The 5221-nt window shown below is 58.7% G+C and carries 3 protein-coding genes and 1 pseudogene; all 4 read right to left on the bottom strand.

Annotated elements, in window-relative coordinates; all coding sequences use genetic code 11:
* Positions 1–149 precede the first annotated feature (149 nt).
* Entirely contained in the window at positions 150–938 is a 789-nt protein-coding gene (gene istB / locus R0J92_RS21070; protein WP_411053073.1) for an IS21-like element helper ATPase IstB, read from the bottom strand.
* Positions 931–2457: pseudogene (gene istA / locus R0J92_RS21075) on the bottom strand (IS21 family transposase); the annotation flags it as partial. The gene istB and the pseudogene istA, both read right to left, overlap by 8 nt.
* Positions 2458–2672: 215 nt before the next feature.
* Complete coding sequence (locus R0J92_RS21080) at positions 2673–4403, bottom strand: recombinase family protein (RefSeq protein ID WP_411053074.1); 1731 nt, start codon at positions 4401–4403, stop codon at positions 2673–2675.
* Positions 4404–4928: 525 nt separating this feature from the next.
* Positions 4929–5221, bottom strand: a 293-nt coding sequence (locus R0J92_RS21085; protein ID WP_411053075.1) for a hypothetical protein, incomplete at its 5' end; no start/stop codon positions are given.

Below are 5221 nucleotides of genomic sequence, written 5' to 3' on the forward strand. Positions count from 1 at the left end.
CTCATCCCACCGTGCAGTAAAGCCACTCCGGACGCCAAACCTCGGCGTCCGGAGCACGCCAGAGGAGAAGCTCTTTCTGTTGATTTTCACTGAGAACTGACCCGGTATTTTCACCGAGATTTGACCCACCCTCAGCTATGCATCGTGGTTTATGACGCGGTCATTGTTTTGGCCTCCTTTAGTGTTTTCGTTGCAGCCTCAGCGCTGGCCTTAAAGCGGTAGCTATCGTTTCCGGTTTCGAGGATGTGGCAGCGGTGGGTCAGCCTATCGAGGAGCGCGGTTGTCATTTTTGCATCCCCGAAGACCTGCGCCCATTCTGAGAAGCTGAGGTTTGTGGTGATGATGACGCTGGTGCGCTCGTAGAGCTTGCTGAGCAGATGGAAGGGCAGCGCCCCGCCAGATGAACTGAACGGCAGGTGGCCGAGTTCGTCCAAGATGACCAAGTCGACCTTCGTCAGCATCTCAGCGAGTTTGCCTGCCTTTCCGAGCGCCTTCTCCTGCTCCAGCGCGTTGACCAATTCCACGGTCAAGAAGCGCACCTTACGCCGGTGATGTTCGATGGCTTGGACGCCGATTGCCGTGGCTGTGTGGCTCTTGCCCGTTCCGGGACCGCCGATCAAAACGACATTTTCGGCCGCTTCGATAAACTCGCATCGGTGTAGCTGGCGCACTGTCGCTTCGTTGATCTCACTTGATGCAAAATCGAAGCCCGTCAGGTCCTTGTATGCGGGGAAGCGGGCGACCTTCGTGTGGTAGGTAATGGACCGCACTTCGCGTTCCGCAATCTCCGCCTTGAGGAGCTGTGACAACAGTGGTGTGGCGGCCTCGAAAGCCGGCGCGCCTTGGGCAACCAAATCTTCGACCGCGGTTGCCATGCCATAGAGCTTGAGACTGCGCAGCATGATGACGACGGAGGCTCCTGCTGGGGCATGACGCATGGCGCTTCTCCTCAGTCTGTCGCAACCCGTCATAGCGACCGACGTTGGCCACTGGCGTTGTCTGCAATGTCAGTGCGTCCGGCGGATCGACCTCGGGATGATCTGTCGGTCTGCGGTCGATCAATCGATGCAACAGGTTCAGGATGTGCGTCTTGGTGGGGACGCCTGCTTCAAGTGCCAGTTCCACTGCACACAAAACGTCCTCTTCGTTGTGCTGAAGAACCAAAGACAGAATGTCGACCATCTCTCGGTCACCGCCTTCTTTACGCAGCATGTGACCCTGCAATTGACGGAAGGCGTTTGGCATCTGCGCGAACGGAGCGCCATTCCGAAGCGCGCCCGGTTTGCGTTGGATAACAGCAAGATAGTGCCGCCAGCCATAGATGACCTTGCCGGGTTTGAGGTGAGACCGCTCGATGATCCGCGCATGCTTGCAAACCGTTTGCCCTTCAGCGACCACGACCAGCCGTTCGGGATAGACATGCAAAATGACACGGCGGTTCGCAAAGCTGGCGGGCACACTGTAGCGGTTGCATTCGAATGTGATCAGGCATGTGGGTGACACGCGCTTGCTGTGTTCGATGAAGCCATCAAAGGCGGGCGGCAGCGCCATCAGCACCGGCTTCTCAGCCTCCCACGCATCAGCGATGGACCCTGGTAGGGCCTTGTGTGGTGTCTCATCCCAAAGCGCGATGCAGCGATCTTCGAGCCACTGGCTCAGTTCTTCCAAATCGGCAAAGACCGGCATGACCTGCCACATACGGTTGCGCGCATCTTGCACGTTCTTCTCGACCTGGCCTTTCTCCCAACCCGCAGCGGGATTGCAAAACTCAGGCTCAAAGACATAGTGGCTGGCCATAGCTTTGAAGCGCGCATTGATATCGCGCTGTTTGCCTTTGCCAACGCGGTCTACGGCCGTCTTCATATTGTCGTAGATCCCCCGGCCAGGCACCCCACCAAAAACACGGAATGCATGCCAGTGCGCATCAAACAGCATCTCGTGCGTTTGAAGCGGGTATGCCCGGACCAGAAACGCCCGGCTATGCGATAGTTTGATATGGGCAACCTGAAGCTTGACGCGCTCGCCGCCGATAGTGGCCCAATCCTCGCTCCAATCGAACTGGAAGGCTTCACCGGGCTGGAACACCAAAGGCACGTAGGTGCCGCGCCCCGTTGTCTGTTCCGCTCGATGGCGATCGTCACGCCATGCCCCGGCAAAAGCCGCGACGCGCTCATAGGAGTCATCATATCCCAGCTTTACCAGATCAGCATGCATTTGCTTCACTGTCCGCCGCTCTTTGCGTGACTTCCGCGTCTGGGTCAAAAGCCAAGCGGACAACCGATCCGTATATGGGTCCAATTTGCTTGGACGCTTGGGCGTCTTGAACTTCGGCTCAACCGCGCCTTCGCGCAGATACTTCTTGATAGTATTCCGAGACAAACCCGTCCGCCGGGCGATCTCGCGTATCGGCATTTTGTCACGCAATGCCCAGCGTCTGATGACACTCAAAAATCCCATGTCGATCACTCCAAATCCCCCCAACCAAAACCGTCGGGGAAGTGTGTTCACATCGGTCAATTCTCAGTGACAATTTATGGGGCTACCGGGTCAGTTCTCAGTGACAATCAACAGGCTAGAAGGTCCTCTCTTGGGCAACTCTCGCGCCTAAAGCGAAGTCAACGCTGCGCTTGGTACGAATGTCGCGAAAAGGCTGACTCCGGACCTCATTGGACTTAGGGCAATTGAGGTCTGGCACTCTTCTCTCCTGTTGGAATGAAACAGTGACCAATGCGAGCTCCCGCAACCATCGTTCCCGACAAAGCCCTCGCAAAACGCGGGGGCTTCGTTGCATCCAGTCCTCCCAAACGCAAAATACCTGAAAGTTCCCCAATAAGTTCAATGGTATGGCCATTGCGTGCTGCCGTGTCCGGCACCATCCGAACCTCTGAAATCAGACCCCGAAGGGCTTCTGCCGCTTCGCGTTTGACCTCCGGCGCGTTCAGAGAGCGGGCGAGATCTTCGATCAGTTCTCGGTACCGCACAGACAGGCTGGGATGCAGCCGCAGGGCAGGGGGCTCGGGGCTTTCCGCCAACACCGACAGCAATCTCGACTGTTCCGCTTCCAGCTCGGTCATCTTCGCCTTCATCGAGGCGTGGTACATGCCGTCTTCAATGGCCTTGAGGATGCTGGTGATCTTGGTCTCGATCTCAGTGAGGGCCTTCGCTGCCTTCTGCCGGTCCTGCGCCGCGCCGGCGGCTGACGCGTTGAAGGCTTTACGGTACTCCTCCGTGAAATGGCCGAGCAGTTCTGGGGAAAGAAGCCGGTGCTTTAGTCCGGAAAGGACACGACCTTCGACGACTTCGCGCTCGATGGTCGCGCGATTGCGGCAGATCGCGCCTCCCTTGTTGCGGGCGGCGGCGCAGCCATAGCGGGTTTTGTTGATCAAAGTGTAGCTGGCGCCGCAGCAGGTGCAGCGAAGGAGGCCGGACAGCAGATAGGTCGGGCGGCGCGCTCGTTCCGGTCGTGGGCGGTCTGTCAGGATCCCAGCTGGGTTCATGGCTTGCCGCACGTCGTCCTGGCGGGCCTTGACGCGACCCCAAAGAGCGTCGTCAACGATCCTCAGGTCGGGAAAGGTCTCTGTCTTCCATTTCGACGGGGGGTTTAGCCGTGACTGTCGTTTGCCGGTGTCGGGGTCGCGATCATAGGTCAGCCGGTTCCAGACTCGTCGACCAGCGTAGAGCTCATTGTTGAGGATGCCGGTGCCACGCTTCACGTTCCCTGAAATCGTCGAGGGGTTCCAAGTTCCGGTGCCTTTGCCGCTTTGCGGGGCGGCGATGCCCTCGGCGTTCAAGGCCGAGGCAATGGCGCGCGCGGACTGCCCCGCGGCGTATTCTTGGAAAATCCGGTTCACGACTTCGGCCTCCGAAGGCTCGATGGTCAGATCACCGGTGGTGGCCGTTCCATCCGCGCGGATCTCTCGCTTTACACGATAGCCATAGCTGAGGCCTCCGGCAGACTTGCCCGCAACAACACGGCCCTCCAAGCCTCGGCGGGTTTTTTGAGCGATGTCCTTAATATAGAGTGCGGAGACTAGACCGCCGACTCCGACCTTCAACTCGTCCATGTCCTGATCTGCGACCGTGTGCAAGCGAACCCCGAAGAAGCTCATCCGCTTGAACAAAGACGCGGTGTCGGCTTGATCCCGCGATAGGCGGTTGAGGCTTTCGGCGACGATAACGTCGACTTCGCCGCGCTCTGCGGCCTGCAAAAGGCGCAAGTAATCAGGACGTTGGCTGGTGGTGCCGCTGATGCCGTGATCGGCGAAGACTTGGGTGACCTGCCATCCCTTTTGGTCGCAGTGGCGACGGCAGAGACGGAGCTGGTCCTCAACGGAGGTCTCTTTTTGCTTGTCGGTGGAATAGCGTGCATAGATGGCAGCGCGAAGAGGGGCGGTGGCTGGCATGGATCAGTCCTTTTGTTCTGGGCCCTTCCTCATCTCGGCAGCATCTTCTTCTGCGGCATGACGCGCGAGCAGGCGGACAAGTAAGTGGAGCGCAGGAGGTGTTGCTGCGCCATTGCCCGCCCGCACAGGATTAGACGGGCCAGTTCGGGCAAATCTCTTTTGGTCTCGTGCCATCGGCCGAGGTCTCCTACCCGCTTGCGGGCTGGCCCGAAGCGCTCATGATCTAAGGTTGGTGCCGGGGTGCGGCTGTTCCCTTGATCATAGAGGGTGCGGCAGGTGACGAGGATCCGAAACTCATGGCTAAGGGCGGCTTCAGATCGCATTATGTGGATAACCTCCTTTTTGGAGGCCGAAGCGGTCGCGCCGGGTGGCCTTCGGGGGGCAACGGTCTAACGCTCTGATCCGTCGATGTTCTACCTAGAGAGAGTTCTCCATGTTTTTGAGAGCGATCAATTGGGGGCGGAGGGTTTGCCAAAAGCTATTGCGCAAACCGGCGCCACCTCAGCTTCAATTGACGGGTCGGGGCTACGTATCGCTGTAACCGCAACTGGGAGGGGCGAGATCCTTCAGCCAGTCGGCAACCTCGGCAGCGCCGAACTCCCGCGCTTGGACCAGGGCGGCCGCCATACTCTTCAGCAGTGGTTGGTGAAAGGCGAGGATCTCTCGGGCAACGCGTTCTGCTTTGTCGAGTTTAACTCGAACGCGCGCGCGCTCCTCTGGGTCGAGATTGCGCGGGTCTGTGGGGCTTTGTTGCACAAATGGCATGAGGGATTCACTGTTTAAATCCAGTGGGGGTAGCAATGGAGCATGAGCAGTTG

The organism is Tritonibacter sp. SIMBA_163 (genome assembly GCF_046535935.1).
Taxonomy (GTDB): domain Bacteria; phylum Pseudomonadota; class Alphaproteobacteria; order Rhodobacterales; family Rhodobacteraceae; genus Epibacterium; species Epibacterium scottomollicae.

What these genes read in the sequence shown, in the direction of transcription:
- istB (WP_411053073.1), bottom strand. Translation starts at nt 938, where the DNA reads ATGCGTCATGCCCCAGCAGGAGCCTCCGTCGTCATCATGCTGCGCAGT.
- R0J92_RS21080 (WP_411053074.1), bottom strand. Translation starts at nt 4,403, where the DNA reads ATGCCAGCCACCGCCCCTCTTCGCGCTGCCATCTATGCACGCTATTCC.